This is a genomic window from Fibrobacter sp. UWH1, assembly GCF_002210365.1.
GTDB lineage: Bacteria > Fibrobacterota > Fibrobacteria > Fibrobacterales > Fibrobacteraceae > Fibrobacter.
Window position 1 is genome coordinate 1 of record NZ_MWQG01000007.1, and the last position, 21349, is coordinate 21349.

At 48.0% G+C, this 21349-nt stretch carries 19 protein-coding genes; 3 read left to right on the top strand and 16 right to left on the bottom strand.

All coding sequences use genetic code 11. The features are described from left to right. Positions 1-261: 261 nt before the first annotated feature. Both mdh and B7992_RS04595 read right to left on the bottom strand, forming a co-directional pair. A complete protein-coding gene (mdh, locus tag B7992_RS04590; RefSeq protein ID WP_073159321.1) occupies positions 262-1209 on the bottom strand; it encodes a malate dehydrogenase in 948 nt (315 codons plus the stop codon). Between the two features lie 202 nt (positions 1210-1411). Beyond that, positions 1412-3844, bottom strand: coding sequence for an FISUMP domain-containing protein (locus B7992_RS04595; protein ID WP_217897574.1), 2433 nt, complete (start codon positions 3842-3844; stop codon positions 1412-1414). Positions 3845-3948: 104 nt separating this feature from the next. Here B7992_RS04595 and B7992_RS04605 point away from each other — a divergent pair, with 104 nt between their 5' ends. Beyond that, positions 3949-4677 (top strand): sulfite exporter TauE/SafE family protein, encoded by a 729-nt coding sequence (locus tag B7992_RS04605; RefSeq protein WP_158535421.1) that lies wholly within the window; start codon positions 3949-3951, stop codon positions 4675-4677. Positions 4678-4927: 250 nt separating this feature from the next. Next, complete coding sequence (gene yfcE, locus B7992_RS04610) at positions 4928-5515, top strand: phosphodiesterase (protein WP_088665677.1); 588 nt, start codon at positions 4928-4930, stop codon at positions 5513-5515. A 77-nt stretch (positions 5516-5592) separates the two neighbouring features. Here the strand turns inward: yfcE and B7992_RS16290 are convergent, their stop codons facing one another. Beyond that, complete coding sequence (locus B7992_RS16290; protein WP_176421854.1) at positions 5593-6543, bottom strand: fibrobacter succinogenes major paralogous domain-containing protein; 951 nt, start codon at positions 6541-6543, stop codon at positions 5593-5595. A 137-nt stretch (positions 6544-6680) separates the two neighbouring features. Here B7992_RS16290 and B7992_RS04620 point away from each other — a divergent pair, with 137 nt between their 5' ends. Beyond that, complete coding sequence (locus B7992_RS04620; RefSeq protein ID WP_088665678.1) at positions 6681-7562, top strand: TIGR01212 family radical SAM protein; 882 nt, start codon at positions 6681-6683, stop codon at positions 7560-7562. A 74-nt stretch (positions 7563-7636) separates the two neighbouring features. Here B7992_RS04620 and B7992_RS04625 read toward each other — a convergent pair whose 3' ends face one another. From B7992_RS04625 to B7992_RS04685, 13 genes are all read right to left on the bottom strand, one after another. Next, positions 7637-8866 carry a beta-ketoacyl-ACP synthase gene (locus tag B7992_RS04625; RefSeq protein WP_073159331.1) on the bottom strand — a complete coding sequence of 410 codons (1230 nt, stop codon included), beginning with the start codon at positions 8864-8866 and terminating at the stop codon, positions 7637-7639. After that, on the bottom strand, positions 8863-9606 hold the full coding sequence (gene fabG / locus B7992_RS04630; RefSeq protein ID WP_088665679.1) for a 3-oxoacyl-ACP reductase FabG: 744 nt from the start codon (positions 9604-9606) through the stop codon (positions 8863-8865). The genes B7992_RS04625 and fabG overlap by 4 nt, the downstream gene beginning before the upstream one ends. A 16-nt stretch (positions 9607-9622) precedes the next feature. Then, positions 9623-10090, bottom strand: coding sequence for a thioester dehydrase (locus tag B7992_RS04635; protein WP_073159335.1), 468 nt, complete (start codon positions 10088-10090; stop codon positions 9623-9625). Positions 10091-10105: 15 nt separating this feature from the next. Continuing rightward, positions 10106-11335: a beta-ketoacyl synthase N-terminal-like domain-containing protein gene (locus B7992_RS04640; protein ID WP_088665680.1), complete on the bottom strand. Its 1230-nt coding sequence runs from the start codon at positions 11333-11335 to the stop codon at positions 10106-10108. Further along, complete coding sequence (locus B7992_RS04645) at positions 11335-11835, bottom strand: DUF3261 domain-containing protein (protein ID WP_158535419.1); 501 nt, start codon at positions 11833-11835, stop codon at positions 11335-11337. Before B7992_RS04645 ends, B7992_RS04640 begins: the two co-directional genes overlap by 1 nt. A 134-nt stretch (positions 11836-11969) precedes the next feature. Beyond that, entirely contained in the window at positions 11970-14291 is a 2322-nt protein-coding gene (locus tag B7992_RS04650; protein ID WP_254917616.1) for an MMPL family transporter, read from the bottom strand. 12 nt (positions 14292-14303) lie between these two features. Then, positions 14304-14996, bottom strand: coding sequence for an outer membrane lipoprotein carrier protein LolA (locus tag B7992_RS04655; protein ID WP_073159341.1), 693 nt, complete (start codon positions 14994-14996; stop codon positions 14304-14306). Further along, positions 14996-15421, bottom strand: coding sequence for a thioesterase family protein (locus tag B7992_RS04660; protein WP_073159343.1), 426 nt, complete (start codon positions 15419-15421; stop codon positions 14996-14998). The genes B7992_RS04655 and B7992_RS04660 overlap by 1 nt, the downstream gene beginning before the upstream one ends. 15 nt (positions 15422-15436) lie before the next feature. Then, positions 15437-16963: a histidine ammonia-lyase gene (hutH, locus tag B7992_RS04665; protein ID WP_083538154.1), complete on the bottom strand. Its 1527-nt coding sequence runs from the start codon at positions 16961-16963 to the stop codon at positions 15437-15439. A 39-nt stretch (positions 16964-17002) separates the two neighbouring features. After that, positions 17003-17968 carry a lipid A biosynthesis acyltransferase gene (locus tag B7992_RS04670; RefSeq protein ID WP_073159346.1) on the bottom strand — a complete coding sequence of 322 codons (966 nt, stop codon included), beginning with the start codon at positions 17966-17968 and terminating at the stop codon, positions 17003-17005. A 19-nt stretch (positions 17969-17987) separates the two neighbouring features. After that, positions 17988-18743: a glycosyltransferase family 2 protein gene (locus B7992_RS04675; RefSeq protein WP_073159347.1), complete on the bottom strand. Its 756-nt coding sequence runs from the start codon at positions 18741-18743 to the stop codon at positions 17988-17990. After that, positions 18736-21075, bottom strand: a complete 2340-nt coding sequence (locus B7992_RS04680) for an AMP-binding protein (protein ID WP_073159349.1) — start codon at positions 21073-21075, stop codon at positions 18736-18738. Before B7992_RS04680 ends, B7992_RS04675 begins: the two co-directional genes overlap by 8 nt. Then, positions 21075-21332 carry an acyl carrier protein gene (locus B7992_RS04685; RefSeq protein ID WP_073159351.1) on the bottom strand — a complete coding sequence of 86 codons (258 nt, stop codon included), beginning with the start codon at positions 21330-21332 and terminating at the stop codon, positions 21075-21077. Before B7992_RS04685 ends, B7992_RS04680 begins: the two co-directional genes overlap by 1 nt. Positions 21333-21349: the final 17 nt, after the last annotated feature.

Here is a 21349-nt window from a genome sequence, read left to right on the forward strand (position 1 = left end):
AAATGAGTATCTTTTGAAAAAGTTCAACATTATGCGTTAGCGATTAGAAATCGCCATATAATACACGAACAAAATCAACACAATTTATACATTTTTTTCAATTCAAAGTAAAACACTTTATTAAGACACTTTATATAAGGTATTACAAAAATACAACAAAAATAATACAATTGCAGACAATGTAAAAAAAGAACATATTCTACAAACTAAAAAAAGACCTGCCCTTTAAGGCAGGTCCTTTTTACACGAAGGGGCTAATAATTAAGTATTAGCGTCAACCCATTCAGCGTTCTTCTTGCAAGCTTCGATAGACTTTTCGAAGGCAGCCATTTCAGCGTCGTTCATCTTCACTTCGAAGATCTTTTCGACACCGTTTGCGCCGATCACGCAGGGAACGCCGCAGTAGAGGCCCTTGCCCTTACCAGCATATTCGCCGTCCAGCTTGACAGCGCAGGTAAGAACGCTCTTCTTGTCCAGGAGGTAAGCTTCAGCCATCTTGATAGCGGAAGTTGCCGGGCTGTAGAATGCAGAGCCGCGGACGAGGAGAGAAACGATTTCGCCACCAGCGTTAGCAGTACGAGCAGCAAGTTCGTCGAACTTTTCCTTGCTCATGAGCTGCGGCAGAGGAATGCCACCGACGGAAACGCAGTCATAGAGGGAAACCATGGTGTCACCGTGGCCGCCCATAACGATTGCCTTAACGTCTTCAGCAGAAACGCCCAGTTCCATAGCAACGAAGCAAGCGAGACGAGAAGAGTCGAGAACGCCAGCCATACCGATCACCTTGGAGGAATCGAAGCCGGTAACCTTCTGCATGTTGTACACCATTGCGTCCAGCGGGTTGGTGATAACGATAACGAATGCGTTCGGAGCGAGTTCCTTGATCTTGAGGCCCACGTCCTTGATAACGCCGCAGTTGATGCCCAGGAGGTCATCACGGCTCATGCCCGGCTTACGGGGAACGCCAGCGGTAACGATAACGACGTCTGCACCAGCGATATCGTCATAGTTGGTAGAACCGGAGAGGTTGCAGGAAGTGCCCATAACGGAGCGGCCTTCCATAATGTCGAGAGCCTTACCCTTCGGCATACCTTCAGTCATCGGAATATCGATGAGGACCACGTCACCCAGCTGCTTCTGAGCGAGGACGAGAGCCATAGTACCACCAATCTGACCAGCACCAACGAGTGCAATCTTCTTTCTTGCCATGATTTTACCTTCCTTAATAAGGTGTTGAAAAATTTACGTCATAAATATAGCACATTTAGGTGAAAGGATAAAGGTTAAAGGATAAAGGTTTTGGCAAAAGAAGATAAAAAACACGTTTAGCGGAAAGCGTAAAAGGATAAAGATTAAAGAAAACTCTGTTTTATAACATTGAAAGGGGGCAAACTGCCCCTGGAGGCTCAATTTACTCATCCTTGACGCATCGAATAGAGTAGCCATACGTCTTATACTCTTCCGTATCAAGAATTACGTCCGAAGAATTAGAGAAATACATAGTCTTGGCTATAGTCGTAGAGACATCTTCATCCAGCCAGAAATACGCACGCTCGCCCTTGTTTTTAAAATCTGATGAACTGGAATAATACCCTATGGGGAAAACGCCAAAGCCCCAGCGGTCCTTGCCACTTTCGACGCCTGCATAACTTGTCCATCCATAGGATGTCTTCAGGAGAGATGTCGTTGAACCATATTCCGAGAAACCACTCACAAAACTAAGAAGGGTTTTGAACTCATCCAGACTCGGCAAATGCCAACCAGAAGGGCAAGCACCCTTATACGGGCGTTCTATTTTACAACGACTCGATGCGCAAATCGCTTCTGCAGTATCTAAAGCCTGCGCCCAGGTGTAAAGCTTTCCGTAAGAACTGTACTTGATAGAATCGTTATCGTAGAATTTTCCATCTCCGTACGCAAGATTTTCCGCCATCCAAACCTGGTCTCCCATGGTAACGAATTTATAGGCTCTGCCATCACGCTTGTCTATAAAGCACGTATTCTTGTCGGCCCAGAAGGCCTTAGCCTCAAACCACTTGGTCGAGGAAGCCAATCGATTGGTGGAATAGGACGCACGGAGAGTTTCCTTATCCTTCACAAAGACTTTTTTCTCGAAGTTCTCTACATTTACAACCTCGGGATCCTTCGTGAATTCAACGTAACCGATACGTTCCGTACCATCTCCACCGGGAACCGTATACATATCAACCAGTACGCCATAAAAATCAGATTCTGACGAAACCCGGATGGTCACCGCATCATTTTCGGTAAGGCTTTCATCCACCAGTTTCAAGACGGCCTTGTCAGTAACATCCATATACAGGGAATCACCGAAAGATACCGTTGCATAAAGAGCGAATCCAGCCTTGGCCATATCCTTTGATACAGTCCCTAACGTTGCGTCTTTATACTGGATAAGAATGGTGTCCTTTTCATCGATGGCCAGAACACCATCATTCTTGAGGCCATTCATAAGGAATTCTCCATAGAAGTAATCCTTATATCTGTAAGCAACAGCGCTGATTTCATCGCCCTTCACCTTACTGGAGATAGTCACCTCTACGGAGTCCTTACCGCAACCTTCGTCATAGACATAGAAATGTCCCTTGGAAGCCTGGTTATATCGATCCGCATCAAACTCCACTCGGCTATCGGCATTTTTCTTCCAGTAGACAGTTACGTTTTCAAATGTCTTTTTTTCATCTTTAAAGGTATATCGCACATCAACTGTCAAAATTTTCGCAGGATCAGAATAGAAGTAGTTATCGTGATTCTTACCTTCATTCACAACAAAAAAACTTCCTTTATAAAGGCCACCTGCACCAGCAAGCTTGAGATGGGCGTCATAGGTACCGAAGCCGCCCTCATTTTCTGTATAATGACATTCATAGCCGTCGTTATAGCACAAAATCATGGATACCTGTATGGAATCTCCTTCGGCATTCTTATCGTTAACGGTAACAACCACTTCGGCACTGTCCCCGTAATACCAAGGTTTATCCAGGGAGATGAAGTCCCGTTCATTCCTGGAAGCTAGGATAAAGGCTACATTGCGTTTAATGACTCTTTCAGGGTTTTCATCCTTGTAGCTAATAACCACGTTATCCCCATCCTGCACCTTGATCGTCCTGGATCCAGAACTCTTCTGAGCGAAGAACAGCATGGCATAGTAGAAACCGTCCCTAAGTTCTGCAGTCAGCACAATTCCCTTGGAATCAGAGGTACTGGTCACAGTAACTTCAACGGTTTCCTTTTTAGCCAGGATATCGTTATCGCTAATACGAATCAACAAGGAATCGGAATAACTCCATACGGTATCGCCAATTTCCACATGTTCGGCCTTATTAAAATCAATACTTGCAGTGGTACCACCATTGCTACCGGCCTGGCCATTGGTTCCATTCCAGATCGTTCCCACAAAATCCTTGCCACAGTAAATATCGATGCCCTTTTCGTCATCGCGGTATTCACCAGAACAGCTTAGACCATCCACACCATCCTTGCCGTCCACACCGTCCTTGCCGTCAGTACCGTCGGTGCCATCCTTACCATCTAAACCATCCTTGCCATCAGATCCGTCGGTTCCATCTTTTCCGTCGGAGCCATCCTTACCATCGCTTGACTCATATACGGGAATTTTACTTACGCCATAGGTCTTCCAATCCCCTTCCAGGCAAAGGAGCAATTCCCCCGTACTAGTCACATAGGACATCACTCCTTCCATGGATTTCTTGCAGGAATCAAGATCCGATTTTGCAGAAACCACATTCAATCCTTGACGATTTGGAGAATCGCCCTTCTCCGCGGAGGATCCGTTATCATCCCCGCAGGCCCAAAAACACATAACTGCAACTAGCAGCAAAAATGAATATAAAATTTTTTGCATTTTCATATTTCCCTCTTATTCTATGCAAAATTATAGTAAGATTTTTAAATTTGAGATTGATAATGGAAATACATTACATTCTCATACTGGTAGGCATTAGCTGCATGGGTAGCTTCATCCAGCGGGTCAGCGGTTTCGGGTTCGGCATTTTCGTGATGACAATCCTCCCCCACCTACTGCCCAGTTATGGAGAAGCTACAGCCCTATCGGGTATGTTGGCAGGTTCCATGTCCATCGTCGTGGCCCTGCGAATGAGAAAGTTCATCGTCTGGAAAGAAGTTTTGCCCATCCTGGCCATTTTTGCCGTAGTCAGCTTTTTTGCTGTAGGGGCCGTGGCAAACTTCGATGACAAGATGCTGAAACATGTGCTGGGGGTAATTCTAATTGCCATCAGCATCTACTTCTTCTTTATCAGCGAAAAAATCAAGCTGAAGCCCACCATTTTCGTCCAGGCAGTCCTAGGGATTATTTCTGGAGTCATGGGAGGCCTGTTCGCCATGCAGGGGCCGCCAGCAGTGCTCTACTTTTTGGCATCTTGCGAGACCAAGGAAAAGTACATCGCCCACAGTCAGGTGTATTTCGCCCTAGGGAACCTAATGATGACGTTCTTTAGAGCGACAAACGGATTCGTAACACCTGCAGTAGGAGCCGCCTACGTTTACGGTTTGGCCGCCGTGATTCTTGGAGCTTTTATCGGCGGCAAGGTTTTCAAGAAAATTCCCCACAAGGTGCTAAAGAAAATCGTGTATGCGTATATGGCCGTGAGCGGAATCGTGGCACTAAACGGATGAGAGAGCTGGTAGTAGGTAGTAGGCAGTAGGTAGTAGACGGGAGGTATGAGGGCGGAGCCTGCGGCTCCTTTCAGGTAACTAATCGCGCCGATTGCACCTGGCTTATTAATTCATATCTACGTCACTAGATCCTTCGACTTCGTCGCTTCGCGACTTCGCTCAGGATGACACGCAGACCCCCACTCTTCACTATTCACTATTCACTCTTCACTATTCACTGTTCACTGTTAATTATTTACTTTTGCTTCGTATGCGTGCTTTAATTCTTTCTGATATTCATGGTTCTGCAATCGCAGCACGACAGGCATTGTCCTTCTTCGAAAAGTTCGGCTGCGACAAGATTTTCTTGCTGGGAGACACTCTTTATCACGGGCCACGTAACCCGCTGCCCGAAGGACACGGTCCCATGGGAGTTGTGGAAGCGTTGCGACCTTATGCGGATAAGATTGTAGCCGCCCGCGGCAACTGCGATGCCGACGTTGACTTGATGATGCTGGACTTCATCAAGATCGAAGATGAATATGCCGTAGTTGAAGATGGACCCGTGCGCTTGTTCCTAAGCCATGGCCATATTTTTATGCCGGAATGTTTCCCGTCTAACGCACTTTCTCAGCTGGAACCCACCCTTAAAGAAGACCGCCCCATTGACGCCTATCTTTATGGCCATACACACATTTACCAGTTGCAAAGGAACTTCAAGGGCGTGCTCATGGTAAATCCCGGATCAACCAGTCTGCCCAAGGGCGGCAACCCACCCACCTTCGGTTTCTACGACAACGGCAAGTTCAGCATCCACCATCTTGAAACCGGCGAAGAATTAGCTTCCGTCACCTTGTAACGCAGGCTTCACTTGCAGTTCACAAAGGCCTTTTGATTCAGGTATTGGAACAACGTCTTTTCTAGGCTATCCAGGGCTTAGTCCTTGATGCAACGGACGGACATGGCGGAGGTTTTCAGACCAACGTAAGATCCGATGAAGTCCTGGTTGCCGTAGTAGAGGTTCCAGTAAGAAGCCCTGTTTTCACCGATGATTTCGTGTGAGGTCCAGAAATTGGCTTCATCGCCAACGGACACGTAGAGTCCACGATTGTCGCGATAGCCGGCAGGTTTTGCACCAAAGCCATAACGGTTTGTACCCACAGGGACCTCACCCATATCATCGTCATTCCAGCCGACAATAGTCTTGAGGCTCGTTCCAACACCTTCTTGACCGGCATTCTTCTTGAGCACATAATCATGAAGAATGGTAAAATCCCTCATCGTGGGAAGATGCCACCCTTCGGGGCAAGAATTGGCGGAACTCCACTGATAAAGTCTACCGTAAAGAGTGCAGTTTTCTTCCTGATCGTTGGGACACCAGCTGCCTTCTGCTTCGTAAGCAAGATTACGACGGAACCAGGTCTGACGGCCAATGACAACAATATCGTAGCGCTTACCGTCGCGAAGATCGCAGAATTCGTTCTCACCCACGTCGCTGCAAAGAGCCACCATGGCGGAATCCGGTTCGGTAGGCACAGGCAAAAGGGCCAGGGAATCGACGGCACTGTTATTAGATTTTTTCTGAGACGTAATAAGGGTAATCTTCTTTTTGGAAATAGGCTTCGCCTCGACCTTTGGCGGTGGCACGGGAGCCACGGTATCAACCGCAGGAACCGTATCGACAGGTGTTTCGACAGAATCAACTACTGTATCGGCAGGAGCAGGAACAGTATCAACGGGAACAATAACGACAGTATCCTTGGGGGGCGGTACAGGGTTCGAACGGAGTATGACGGACTCGTCTTTCTTGCATCCAAAAAGGACGCTTGCAAGAAATAATGCAAGAATGCACAAAAAAGCCGATGTAAATAGACGAAATAGCTTCAATATTTCCTCGTTTCATCCCATACCACAAGGAAATATAAATACAATTTAACGAAATACGTCATGTCTAACCTTAATTATTACGTCAAAGAGCATTATCTGTTGCGACATTTGCATCATTTTTAAGCTATTATTCAAGTATGAACTACACGCCTTACCGTGACTTGTTAGCAAAATTGTTCCCGAACTACCTAAAAGTGAGGAAACTTCCTCTTAACGGAGGCATGAACTGTCCTAATTTGGATGGTACCAAGGGTTTTTCGGGCTGTTCTTACTGCAACAACCGCAGTTTCAGCCCTGTTTTTGACCAAGCCAAGGTCAGCATCCAGGAACAACTGGAAAAATTCGTGCCGAAACTGAGGGACAAGTACCCCAACGCCGGTATTTTGGCTTATCTGCAGCCTTATACAAATACCCACGCACCCCTGGAACACTTAAAGGGGATTATCGGCCCCATCATCAAGCATCCGGAAATTGCCGGTCTCGCCATCGGAACCCGCCCCGATTGCCTGGAACAGGACAAGGTGGACTACCTGGCGTCTCTAAACAAGAAGAAACCCATAATCGTGGAAATCGGACTGCAGACAGCCAGCGACTTGACATTGGCTGGCATTAACCGTAGACATACTCTGGCGGAATTCGAAGACGCAGTCGCCCGTTGCCAGGCAGCAGGTCTCTGCGTGACGACCCATGTCATCGTAGGCCTCCCCGGCGAAACCATGGACGACTTCAAGCGCACGGCCCAAGTGGTTCGCGACCTGCATCTGGCCGCCGTGAAAATTCACCCCCTGCATATCGTGGTGGGAACAGCCATGGCCGAGGATTACGCCAACGGACAGATTACCCTCCTGACATTCGAGGAATACTGCGACGCCGTTGCAGAAATGATCAAGATTATCGGAACCGAAACAGCCATCGAACGTTTTAGCGGTGAAAGCCCCAGCGAACTGCTGATCGCCCCCAACTGGTGTGGCGAAAGGGACAAGATTATCGCGCTGGTAAATAAAAAACTAGAAGGCTAAAAGACGTTTTATCCCATATGAAGAAAGGCTGCTGTTCAAAAAGAACCGCAGCCTTTTTAAGGTCCATTTCTTAATTAGACTTTCTTGAAAATCAGCGAAGTATTAATACCGCCGAAAGCGAAGTTGTTGGACATAAAGTATTCCACATCCATTTCGCGACCGGAACCGGTAATGTAATCCAGGGGAGCGCATTCCGGATCCACGTTCTTCAAGTTAAGATTGGGGCTGAACCAGCCACGATTCATCATGTTGATGCCAAGCCAGGCTTCAATGCCGCCACAGGCACCGAGGGAGTGACCGATGTAGCTCTTGAGACTGGATAGAGGAACGGCCCGATTCCTGAAGGCACCGTAAGTGGCCCAGCTTTCGGCAATATCTCCATGATGGGTAGCAGTGCCATGACCGTTCACGTAGCCAATGGCTTCGGGAGCAACACCGGAATCCAGAAGAGCAAGTTCCAGGGCATGCTGCATGGTTTCCTTCTTGGGCTGGGTAATGTGGTCGCCATCGGTATTGTGCCCGAAGCCCACCAGTTCTGCATAGATGTGCGCGCCACGGGCCTTGGCGTGTTCATATTCTTCAAGCACCAAGGTACCGGCACCTTCGCCAATGACCAGACCGTCACGATCCTTGTCATAGGCGGCAGGAGTCAGTTCCGGAGTATCGTTCTTGACGCTAGTTGCGAACAAGGTATCAAAGACTGCAGATTCTGTAGGATCCAGTTCGTCGGCACCGCCAGCCACCATCACATCCTGCATGCCATACTTAATGGCTTCGTAAGCGTAACCGATAGAAAGGCTTCCGCTGGTGCATGCGGTATTGGTGGTAATCAGACGTCCAGTCATGCCAAAGAACACGCTGATATTCACGGCGCAAGTCTGGGGCATAGAGCGGATATAAGTGGTAGCTGTAATCTTGGAGCAATCGTAGGGAGGATTCAACATGGAGAAGAAATCCATCAGAGGATTGACGCTACCCATAGAAGAACCGTAAGCCACACCCACTCGGCCAGACTTTAAAAGTTCGGTATCGCCAGTGAGGCCAGCCACCTGCATTGCCTTGTCGGCAGAGGCCAAAGCCAGGAGTCCCACGCGACCGGCACCACGGATTTTCTTGCGGGGGTATTCCGGCAAGTCATAAAGAATGGGTGCAGCCAGACGAGTGTTCATCTGGGTATACTTATCCCAATCTTCCATACGGACAATGCGATTCTTCAAAGACTTTAGGCTAGTGAAGATTTCATCCAGTTCCATGCCGAGGGAAGAAATGCAGGAACCACCGGTAACGACAACTCTACGACTCATGCCAAACCTCCATTTACAGAAATTACCTGGCGGGTAATATAGGCAGCTCCATCAGAAAGCAAGAACACAACCGTGGCGGCCACTTCTTCAGGTTTGCCCACACGTTTCATGGGAACTGCCGGCAAGATCATATCCAGAGGGGCATCCTTGATCATTTCGGTTTCAATGATGCCAGGAGCGACGCTATTCACCGTGATGTTACGGCTAGCCAGTTCGGTGGCCAAAGCCTTTGTGGCTCCGATAAGGCCAGCCTTTGATGCGCTGTAGTTTACCTGGCCACGATTACCGATAACGCCAGACACAGAAGAAATGGTCACAATACGTCCACGACGCTTGCGGCACATGGGCATTACAATGGGGAACATCACATTATAAAAACCGTTCAGGTTGGTATCGATCACCTTGTCCCAGAACTCGCCGGTCATGGCGGGGAAAGGCATATCGGCACAGACACCGGCATTGGTCACAACGCCATAATAAACGCCATTTTCGGCAATGTCCTTTTCGATTACATCCTTGCACTGCTCGCGATTGCTGATATCAAATTGCAGAGTACGAACACAACCGCCATTGGCGCGAATCTTTTCGGCCAAGGCATCAACGGGAGCCGCATTTCGATTGTAATGAGCCACCACGGTGTATCCGGCATTGGCCAAGGCTTCGACAATGGCAAGTCCAATTCCGCCACTGGCTCCAGTAACCAATACACTCTTAGCATTTTCAGTCTTATTATTATCCATTTTACCCTCTACACACTCACAAACCCAAGGACGCCTTGGGATCAGGAACCTCTACGGTATTCAACGTTGCAGCAACGACCTGCTTTCCGTCTACCGAAGCGGATCCATCAAATGTTACCGCCATATCCATGCGGATGGTCTGGCGAACTTTTACCACGACAGTATCCCCCGTCTTAAACACAGGAATATCAGTCTTGAAACTAGACACGCTCATAATAAAACCGACCTTCGGTTTTTCGCCTTTGGAACGTCCATAAATTCCCGACAGAGCGGAAATACTCTGCGCCATATATTCAAAGGCAATCCAGGCGGGCACACCGCCTAGATTTTCATCATAGAACATGCAGTCCTTGCGAATATCAATTTCCGTGGATATGGAAATCTCTTCTAGGCTATAGCTCTGGACTCGGTCCAGCAGAAGCATTTTACCCTTGTGGGGCACAAGTTCACTGACGGAGTCTCTTGTCTTGAATTCTTCAATCATCAGTATTCCTACATCTTAGCCGTTTTCTACAATAAGCGAAACGTTACATCCGCCAAAGGCAAAGGAGTTGCTCATACAATACTTCAACCCGTTGGCAATTTCGCCAGGAGCCACGAGATGAACCGCAGGGAATGCCGGATCCACCACCCCATCATTCAGATGAGCAGGCAACACTCCCCCATTTTTTAGGGACATGCAACAGAACGCAATCTCTAGAGCACCGGCAGCCCCCAGAGAATGACCGGTCAAGGCCTTTGTGGAACTTACCGGGACAGACGCCCCATTTTCTTCGGAGCCGAACACCTTGGCAATGGCCTTGCTTTCCATGGAATCGTTCAACCTGGTTCCAGTACCATGCAGATTCACATAGCCAATCTGATCCGCTGAAATTCCGGCATCTTCAAGAGCGGTATGCATCGCCTGAACAGCACCCATTCCATCGGCCCGGGGTGCCGTAATATGGTCGGCATCGGCACTTTCACCACAACCAATCACCTTCAAGGTCGGCTCTGCACACAGTTCCGGGCAAGGCTCCCTGGTCACCACAAAGAAGGCTGCCGCATCGCCCAGGGTCAGACCTGAACGATTTGCACTAAAAGGATTGGTAGGCTGATCGCTCATCGCTTCTAACGATGCAAACCCGAGAATGACCGGTAACGAGGAAATATCCACCCCGCCCACAATCGCCACGTCACAATGACCGGCATAGAGACTATTTCGGGCAGAAATGAAAGCGGTGGCACTAGATGCACAAGCTGTGGAATGAACAAGAATCGTGCCCTTGATTCCATAACGTTCCGCAATAAACCTTGCGGGGAAATCAGCACGCTGCATATCCAGGACATAACCTTCTGGATACTTGCCCGTTTCTTTAAAACAACGCAATGCCGAAAGGGATGCCTCAGATCCATTGTCGCAGGAACCGATAAAAATACCTACGCGGTCTGCACCAAACTTTTCAACGGCTTTCCTGATTGTATCATCCAGTCCGTCGCCATTTATACCAGACAAAGCCGCCTGAGCCAAACGGTTCACGCGATTATCGAACCACTTGTCAGCTACAGGAGGCAAGGTATTCGGATCAATCGATGCAGCCGGCCGCATAACGCCTGCCACATCGTACATGGTAAATTCACCGCGTTCCGCATTATTCAATTTTTCAAGAACTTCATGGTGATTGGCCATGTTACCACCGCCAAGAATGCAGTGGAAGGCAAAGTCATTAATGTATAAAGGACGCTTCATCAGTTTTCGCTAAGGGTAATATGGTAACGGTATTTTCGCAGCTCGTTCACAAGTTCAATTTCGGAACCAGACTTTTTGACAAGAAGGATTGTATTCCCGTCTTCAAGAAGGGTCCGTTCAAAGTCAGCCCCCTCCACCTTCTCACGGAATTCAAAACCAGCCTTTTCAAAATTATTCTTGAGAGCGTCAAAAGGATAAAAACAAACCTGGAAATCCGCCAGCACGTATTCAGCCTTCATCTTTTCGCCATCGATGAAGGAACTGGACAGGGATACAGAATCCTTGGTATAGGTCAATTCTGCAATGGTCGTACCAAAACCGCCAAACAGGTGAATCGAAAGAATGGAATCATTGGCACGAACCCAGGTGTCACCCGAAAAAGAGCTGGTATCGCCATCGGGTTTTGCAAAATGTCCCTCTAGACGCTGAGCCATGTCTATGGAACCAGACATGGCCTGTGTAGGCAGCAATTGTACGGAACGTCCATCGGAATAAAACACCGGGGCTGTTGAATCCGGTTTTACTACAGCCTTATGGCATGCCCCAAAAAACAGGCAACATAGACATGCTGCGGCAATAAAAAAAGCTCTCGGGGTAAGGAATTCCATCGAGAGCAAAGCTAGAAAATTTAAATTCACTCCCCGCTAAAGGGAGACAAAATAAAGCAACAAATAATGCCTAGAAGGGTCGCTAGGCCAAAGGTGGCGACCGGCACAAAACTACTAAAGGCTAGACTGCCAAAAGAAATCAGCGTGGTACAAGCCGAAAGCATAACCGCCAACGTGGTCACCAGATTCCTACGCCCCCCCTCCTTGAAGAATAGGGCATAATCGATACCGATACCAAGGGTAAGAATCACCCCGACAATGGCAAAGAAATTGAAATCGATTCCTGCATACCCAAAAACAGCAGCCAAAAAGAGGCACGCCAGAACAGGTGCGCGAATTATGCGGACTGCCTGACGAATTCTGTATACAAGAACAAGAACCAGGAATACAATTACATAGGCAACAGCTACCAGCAACAGAGACACATGGGATAGTTTTGTCAGGGTTGCGTTAATATTCGCCATCTTGTTCACGGCATAAACTTTAGGTAGGTCTTGAGTCAGTGCAGCTGCATCAAATTTTAAAGATACGTGCAAAGGTAAAACCGCACTGTAGAATTTCCCGTTCACCTCGCCAATCCACAACATATTCAGAAGGCTCTTGGTAGAAGAGGGGAAACGACTTTCGGGAGTTAAATAAGCGGGTTCCGTAGCAAGGCTCGCCTTAAAGGCTGAATCGCTGACGATTCCCAGTTCGGACACAAATGACTGCACTGATGGAGCAAGCTGTTGAACAGCAGTCCAAGTTTCCTTCTGCGTTTTTACCGAAGGCAAGAAGCTGCTTGTGGCCAGAAAACCGGATAACAGGGAATCCGTTTGGGCGGACGCCAATTGCAGAGCAAGCGATTCCTCTCGCTGGAGAACCTCTTCAGGAGAATCGCCTTCTACAATGAAATAGTTGGCTGAAATTCCAAGGTTGTTAAGACGGGCGTTTAAAATTTCTGCGGCCTTCAGTTCATCGCTCATGCTATAGAGAGCTCGCATATCCGTATGAACATTCAGCAGGTAAAGTCCCGGAAGCAACGCCACAACAAATACGCCACCTAAAATTTGACGAAGATAGCGACCCGCAGGAAAACGTTCGTATACCTTCAGCACCTTTTGTGGAACGAGGGCTGGCAAACCTCCCTGGCGGCGAGGCTGCGAAATAACCGGGAACAACAAGGTAATTGTCGCAAAGGAACTTGCCAGGCCGATAAGCGAAAACACAGCCATCTGGCGCAACAAAGGGAATTCAGCAAATGTGAGGGCAATGTAGCTGAGTTCCGTGGTCATAAATCCCAACAGCAGTCCCTTGAAGATATGCCTGCGAACGTCCTTCACCCCATTCTTCCAGCTGGTAAAGAAATGAATGGCATAATCAATGCTCACGCCAATGACGCTGGTGCCGAAAACAAAAGTGAAAATATGAATCGATCCGAAAATAGCCCAGGTTCCAGCCAAAGCCGTAGCGGCGGCCACGGTAATAGACAAAACAGTAGCCACAAGGGGGAACACGGTTTTAAAGGCTAGCAGAAGAAGCAAAATGATCAAGGCCATGGAAATTCCAGAAATCCAGGCAATTTCGGACTGGGCGTTGCCAGAACTTTCATAACTATGGAAAGGTACGCCAGACTTGGCTACCTTCAGCCCAGGGTAAACCTGCTGCAGGGAATCCAAGGCTTTGTCCAATCGAGAGAGAACATGTCCCTTTGAAGCCATGGACGGTGTTTTTTCTGATAGGACGGCACTCCACATGACGTAATTAACAGGACTTTCCAATAAACCGTTTGCGGAATCCGTTGCGGTAAGCACCCCTTCCTTCAAGGTAAACTTGCCGCCCATCAATGGCGAATTCAGGGTGAAATATTCAAAGCTCTGTTCCCCAAGTAAAAGCGGATCCTGTTCAAGACGATTCAAGTCGGCCAGGGAGAATGCACCATAAACTTTCTGAAGAGCTTCGTTCTTCAAGGTTTCTACATCCCCGGACTTCAACATTTCACGTACAGGAGATCCCTGCAACACATAGCGATTTTCAAATAGAAAATCTCTGTTTTCCTGCATGGCATTTTCATCTACATGCAGACGGATTTCATCAAAAGATTCATCTTTTTCAAAGGACGCGAACAGCGCTTCAGCGGAAGCCTTGGCAATAGAAAAATTCTCGTGCCCCACCAGTACCGAAATATTCCGTATACTGCGAGCGCTCAAGACTTTTTCGGCTGCACTTACATGATGCAATTCATCGGAATCCGGCAACACCGAATAAAGATCGGACTCCACATTCCAGGGAACAGAAATACCGATAATCAAAAGAAGGGCGTGAAGCACAACCCAAATTGAGACACCGATTTTCTTATTCAAACCCATAGAATCACCAAGTTACGGATTATCTCTAAGAGTTTTATAGATCCTGACCGGAACGTTTTCTTCTGCAGAAATTAGCGAATCCATCTGGGATTCACTCATCTGCTTCTGGTCAGAAAGTTCATACACAACAGGGTTGCCTTCCCCGTCGGAAATGCTCATCTTGTCAAGACTTGAGGAGCCTTCAAGAACAATGCTCTCGATAACCTTACGAACAGCTGGTTCGCGAGGCACGAGGCCAATCACCACGTTCTTTCCTGCTTTCTCAAAATACACCGAGAAATTTTTCTCTAGCTCCTGACAGTTGCCAGAAAAGACCGCTTGTATCGTCCTAGAAAATTCGGCAAAGACCGGATTTTCCTGGGAAGAAATTTTCTTGATAGGGCCCTTTCCCGCCTGCTGGAAAATTCCGCTCTGAGTCACCATCATCAAGGAGGCAAAAGGTTTCAGGGTGTTCCACGAAATTCCATACTTGCTGGAAATCATGAAGTTCCCCGTAGAAACGAAATCGCGGTTCAGCTTCTTGATGGACTTCGTCTGTTTGAAGTTTCCATAGACAATTCCATGGGAAGTCATCTGTTCAAGGGCCGCAGTTAATTGCTTGCGGGATCCGTCATTTACAGGATGATCAAAGACTGCGCCCAAAGCAAAAGTCGCGGAAACCATCAAACAAAAAACGGAATAGGCAAACTTGTCCAGGAATTTCATCAGTCTTCCTTATCCAATGCAGTTCTCACCCGATCAACGAAGCAGGCCGGGCAAGTCCAGAGGGATTCCTTCGTATTCATATCCACGGCCATCTGGGTACTTTCAGCCTTTGTCAGCACGGCACCCGTTTCGGCATCCATAAACTTGTAAGCCAGCTTCATACAGACTTCGTATTCAGTCAAGGTTACTTCGCAACGGATTCTCTGCATAAATACCATAGGGCGAATGTACTTCACATGCAGATCCACCACAGGCCAAAGGTAACCGCTGCGGGTCATATCCCTGTAATCATAACCGATTTTACGAAGCAAGGCACAACGGGCCACTTCCATGAACTTCACATAGTTCCCATGCCAAGCCACCTGCATAGAATCCACATCGTAAAATTCAACATTAAATTCGACGGTTTCTTTAATTTTCTTCATTTTAACCTGTCTAATTTAAACTGCGTAGAATTTCTGACGGATCAGTTCCAAGGTGTTGCGGAGATCACCTTCCAGCTGGCGATCACATTCCAGGGGAGCAAACTTAGAGAAGACCTGATCGTAGGTGTTCTGAAGATTGATCATGCGGTCTGCGGAAATTTCGCCACGTTCAAACCGAATGCGCACGGCCTGGGCAGAGGCCAACAGTACAGCAGCAGCCACCTGTTCAGAAAGTTCCAGAATGCGGATACAGTCACGGGACGCAATTGTACCCATGCTAACCTTATCCTGATTATGACATTCGGTAGATCGGCTAAAGACGCTCATGGGCATTGTCAGGTGCAGCGCTTCTGCGGTCCAGGAAGAGACGCCAATCTGAACAGCCTTGAAACCGTGATTAATATCGTAATCACCCTTAGAGCCAGCCAAGTTCGGCGGCAAGTTGCGATTGAACTTGATGTCTACAATCATGGCCATCTGACGATCCAGAAGATCAGCCATATTGGCCACAATATTCTTCAAGGTATCCATAGCCAGACAGATATGTCCACCATAGAAATGACCGCCGTGGAAAATATTGTGGGTTACCGGATCCACAATGGGATTGTCGTTAGCGCTGTTCAATTCCACTTCAATCAACTGGCGCAGCAAATTTTCGGAATCGTAGAAAAGTCCGATAATATGGGGAGCACAGCGAAGAGAATAAGGGTCCTGAATTTTTTCGGGAACCACATTGTTGGCCTCGGCCAGATTCAAGCCATGGCGAATTTTCTTGGCGGCCTTCATCAGCCCCGGATGAGGTTTAACTTCGAAGAGGCGCTTGTAGAAATGGTAGGCATTGCCCTTCATGGCAACAGTAATCAAGGCAGTAATTCGACAAGCCAGGTCAGACAGATACTGGGCACGAGAGAATGCCATGCAGGCCACGGCGTTCATGGCGGCGGTACCATTCATAATGGCGATTGCTTCCTTGGGACGGAACTTGTGAGGGGTAATACCCAGTTCATTCATCACGTCTAGAGATTCACGAACTTCGCCCTTGTACAGCACCTTACGTTCCCCGATTACAGCACCGGCCAAATAAGACAGCGGAGTCAAATCGCCGCTGGCGCCCACGGAACCTTCCTGAGGAATCAGAGGAAGAATGTCGTTCTGCAGGAAGGTCATCATGATCTTGAGGAGAGCATAGCTGACACCGGAATAACCCTGTGCCAAGGTATTCATACGCACCACCATGATGGCGCGGGTGGTTTCAGGATCAAAATAGTTTCCCATACCACAACCATGAAAACGAGTCAGGTTAATGGGAAGCTGGTAGTAATGTTCCGGAGGCAGGACCTGAGTACAGGAATCACCGTAACCAGTCGTTACGCCATAGATGCCACCATGTTCAGCCAGAGCCTTATCCAGGAATTCTGCGCCGGCATCAATCATTCTCTGGAAGGCTTCGGAACTATCCAGTTCAACATTGACTTGCTTTTTGGCAATGGCCACCACATCTTCGACGGTCAGTTTTCTGCTACCAACAACTACAGTTTCCATAATCATTCCTCAATCATCAAAAATTTTTCTGTCTGCGGATCAATCTTCCCAGAAGTTGTAAAAGTTATACCACTGGTATGGATGTTTCAAACAGAGTTTTTCCAAAATCGATGTGTATTCCCGCAGCAACAACTTCAGACGTTCAGGGCGTTCCTTACGGGAACATTCCAATGAAGTCTTGGCTCGAATCACATGCATCTCATAAGTGGATTTAATATCGAAATCCTTCTTGCGGATTGCGAACATAAAATAAATCGGGGCGTTCAGAATTCCAGCCAGAGAGAAGGAGCCTTCCGGGAAGTTCGCCTTTTCGCCAAGAAATTCCGTTTCCAGTTTGCGGTCGCGGGAATTGGCAGAGGTTCGGTCCCCGGCAATCACCACCAGATTACCGGCAGCAATCTGATCCTTCATCCAGACGGCGGTATCGACGCCGATATTATTGGCATCAACCACATGATCCATAAGATCGGGATTTAACTCTCGAAGAAGTGCGTTAAACTTTGAGGTACCCGAGAAATCAACGACAGGGAAAACTTCAAAATCCTTCTGGGTATGATATTCATCGTAACCCGTAAGCGAACGGAGCATTTCCATATTGCCTAGATGAGAGCAAAGGAGGAACGCCCCTTCCCCACGATTCAGCTGATCCACCAAGGCATTCAAATCATCGTCTTGTGTTTCGATGTTGTTCAGTTTGATGGCCCCTTTCCAGCCAAGTAGCTTTTCCATCATGGAAAGGGCGAAGGACAAAATGTGTTTATAGGGCCCAAGAAAATCAGGACGTCTTTTTTGAACGCGAGCCAAATGTTCCAGATAAATCCGTGAGCGGGCTCGTACCGGCTTGGCCCCAATCCAAAAGAAAAAACAAATAATCGCCGTGCAGACTTCTACGAGGAACAAAGGCAAATGGCACACAATCCAAAGCATAAAGCGGAAGTGCCAGAGGCTACCTCCAACTTCTTTCACTTCGGACCAATGCTCCGATCTTACCTTTTCGTTTTCCATAAAATGCCTTTGAAAAAATCTACTTCTTCTTAAAAAGTCTGCGAGCAAGAATCATGGGACTGCGAAGGAACATGCCGCAGCACAGCTTAGTGTGCGTTGCAGATATGGCGACATTGTCGTGAAAAACACGGAAGTTGGAAACACCGTCTTCGGGATAGCTAACCTTGATGGGATAGAAGCGCATCTTAAGGCCCTTCCAGGAAAGTTTCACTAGAATCTCAATATCGAAGCCCATTCGGTAATTGCGAATTTTCTTTGCTACGGGCCAGACACTAGCCAGCGGATAAACTCTGAAACCGCACATGGAATCAGGAATTTCCCTGGACATGGTTTCAATGGACACCCAGAAGTTGGTAATCTTGCGCCCCTGCTCGCGAGCCTTGGGAACGGTTTCGTCATACTGGGGGAAGCCGCCAATCAGATCGTCAGGATGCTTTTGCGCGGCCTTCACAAAGAAGGGAATCTTGCCCATGTCATGCTGACCATCCGCATCCACCTGCAACGCGTGGGTAAAGCCAGCCTTTACAGCAGCTTCAAGGCCAGAACAGACAGCCTTGCCCTTGCCACCATTTACGGCGTGGGTCACAAGAATGGTATTGGGAACTTCACTAGCAATCTGTTCCAGAATCTGATGCCCTTCGGGCGCATTACCATCGTCCACAAGAACAACCGGTATGCCATAAGAAGCCAGCACATCCACCACATGACGGGACGCCGCCTCATGACGGTATACAGGAACGACCGCACAAATCTTAATATCAGTCAAACTAGCCATTCAAGCCACCTACATTCATAGTGAAGGAGCCATTTGACAAGGTCTTTTCGCCCAATTCATCGGTATAGTTAAAGGAAACCTTTCCTGCTTCCTCATCATAGGAAATTTTCACATTCACCGGCGTATCCGGGAAAATGGGATTTGCAAATTTCGTTCGATGAATCTTTGAAAGTTCCTTGGGAACATCCAGGAAATTACGGGCCAACTTAAGAACCATGTCAACCTGCACCACGGCGGGAAGCAACTTGAACTCCGGGAAATGTCCGTCGTAATAATCACTTGTCGCAGGGAAAATCAGCTTGGCGGTCAGCACGCCCGTCTCCCGACGGAATTTCAAAATTCTGAAATTGGGACTTTCAGCTAAACCAAAGAGCGCCTGCACATCACGCATGCGGATCTTGCCTTCGGTATTCTGAGGCAATTCTTCTAGATAGCGCCACTTCTTGGGAGACACCGTATTTTCGATGAACTTGACCAGGTAATCGTGGAAGAAATTATTCATCTGAAGTTTGGTGGAGCCCGCAAACTTTTCACGGCCTTCGGCATTCAGCACAATGGCTGCAGCCAAGTACTGACGCTTGCCCACCATGGGAACCACACGCACATCCTGCACCAGCCCCGTCTGCTTCAAGCGGTTTTCGACTTCGGGCAGGGAGATTCGCTTTTCTTCAATCTTTACGATAGAATCGGAACGTCCCTTCAAGAGGAATCGACCGTCATCGTAAATATCTACCAGATCGCCTGTGGTAAAACCATCCGGTTCCAGGATGTAGCTGGACTTGATGTTCAGACAATCATTTTCGCCCAGACTCATCTTGCAGACTTCAAAGGGTGTCCACACAGGGCCATTCTTAGACTGTCGATAGGCAATGCCACCTGTTTCTGTACTGCCATAGATTTCCATGGTCCAGTAGCCAGTCAGTTCGCAAGCCCTTTCGGCAACTTCCTTAGGCAAGGGACCACCGGAAGAATAAATGATGGGAGCGCACTTAAAATCGAAAGGCTTGTCGCTATCGGCGGCCAGGCGTTTCAAGTATGCAGGGCTTGATGCAATGACAGCCTTTTCATTTACGAGGCCGGCAAGTTCCTGAGGGAAGTCGATTCGGCGTCTACGGAAAGGCAGTCCTGTGGCGATAGGCAAAAGTACCGAGAACAGCAAACCATAAATATGATGATGGTTGACCGTACTATAGACCTTGTGGTCTACCCAGTCATTACCAAAGACCTTCACCAGTTCAAACAGTTCGTTCTCAAATTGCAGGAACAGCTTGAATACGGCCTTAGGTTCGCCAGTGGTGCCTGAAGTGTACATGACCATTTCGGCCTTGGACTTATCAAACTTCCCAAATTTCAGGTTTGCGGTATCGGAAGTTTCGCCCTTCAGGATATCCTGAATCAGGGAAGCCCCATCGGCCGCCGTACCAAACGGTTCGTCGGTAATAAACCCATATTCAGGCTTCTTGATTTCCTTGATGAAGGCATCCTGGCGATTGGCAGTCACGAGAGCCTTACGGCCACTCTGCAACATGGCAAGCAGGGCCACCACAAAGAAATAGGAGTCTTCGCAATGCAAAATCCAGGGGCAATTATCCCGGGATTCCAAGAAGGAACGAACCTTGGAAACGTCACTTGTAAAGTCAGACCATGTCTTTACGCTTTCACCATCAAAACTGACAACAGCCCCTTCGGGGCGGGAATTCAATTCCAAGTCGCAAACAGGAACATAGGATTGCAATTTACTCTGCATAATCTTTCGGATCAAAAATTCAACGGCAAAAAATACACCGATTAAAATGTAGGAAAAAAGCCCGTTGTACAAGGACCACAAACGGTCAGAACCAACGAACACGGTGGTTGCAGACACACAGGCGTTCGCCACAAAGAAGATGCACCAGGCAAAAGTCACCCTGTCGCAGTACCGTTCCACATAATTCCTGCTTGGCGAAGTCTTGATAGTCTTATCGCCCAGGTTGGCCATGCGGAATACGAAACTAGGCTTTTTCCATAGGGTAAAGCCAAAAAAGGCGAGCAAGCTCAAGTTCACCAACACGGGGTAGAACTTCAGGAACAAAATGTTGTCTGCAAAAAAGGAGACTACCCCACAGACTAGGATCAGCACAACGAGAACCGCTGCCTTTATGGAATTCGCGCGGCCGAGTTCCCCTGCCCCACGGTTGCGGGTAAAATTGAGGAACTGATAAAAGGCAAGCGCCAAGAGCAAAATGCTCAAGCGCCTAGGAGAAAGTCCCCAGAACTCCATCCCGCAAAAGACGAGTACTGGGTACAGAACAGAGATTGCGGTAAAGAAGACCTTTCCCGCTATAGATTTCATTATTTGGATTCCGCAGTCTGGATCAGGTTGTAGATGGCATCCACCACATCCTGAAGGGTACGCACGGTCTTGAACACTTCGGGATCGATATTGCGAGGAAGGAAGGACTTCAACTTCACAATCAGGTCCACAGCATCGATGCTATCCAGTTCCAGGTCTTCGTAAAGACGAGCCTCGGGCGTAAGCTTGGCCTCATCCATTTCGAATTCTTCGATGAGGGCGGTCTTGATCTTATCAAAAATTTCCTGTTTTTCCATTTGTGTACCTTTAAGCC